The sequence below is a fragment of the Streptomyces sp. SID13726 genome, assembly GCF_010548375.1.
Lineage (GTDB): Bacteria > Actinomycetota > Actinomycetes > Streptomycetales > Streptomycetaceae > Streptomyces.
This window is the reverse complement of sequence record NZ_JAAGLY010000740.1, coordinates 1-401: the sequence shown is the minus strand read 5'-3', so window position 1 is coordinate 401 and position 401 is coordinate 1. Positions and strand designations below refer to the sequence as shown.

Genomic DNA, 401 nt, shown 5'->3' with positions numbered 1-401 from the left:
CCGAGCAGGAGCGCGCCGCGGACCCGCTCATCCGCCGGTACCTCGGCCAGCTCGGCGACCTCCTGCTCGCCAACCCGATCTTCAAGGGCCGCCTCGTCGGCGTCGGGCACCTCAGCCTCGCGGGCTGCATGGCGCTCGGCATCACCGGGCCGGTGCTGCGCTCGACCGGTCACCCGTACGACGTGCGCAAGTCCGACCCGTACTGCGGCTACGAGACGTACGACTTCGACGTCCCCACCGCGACCGGCGCCGACAGCTACGACCGCGTCGTGCTGCGGCTCGAGGAGTGCTACCAGTCGCTGCACATCGTGGCGCAGTGCCTCGAGCGCCTCGAGAAGACGGCCGGGCAGCCTGTCATGGTGGGCGACCGCAAGATCGCCTGGCCCGCGCAGCTCGCGATC

1 pseudogene is annotated in these 401 nt (G+C 71.6%); it reads left to right on the top strand.

Annotated features, from left to right (window positions below):
- Positions 1-401, top strand: a pseudogene (locus G3I78_RS50055) (NADH dehydrogenase subunit D); the annotation flags it as partial.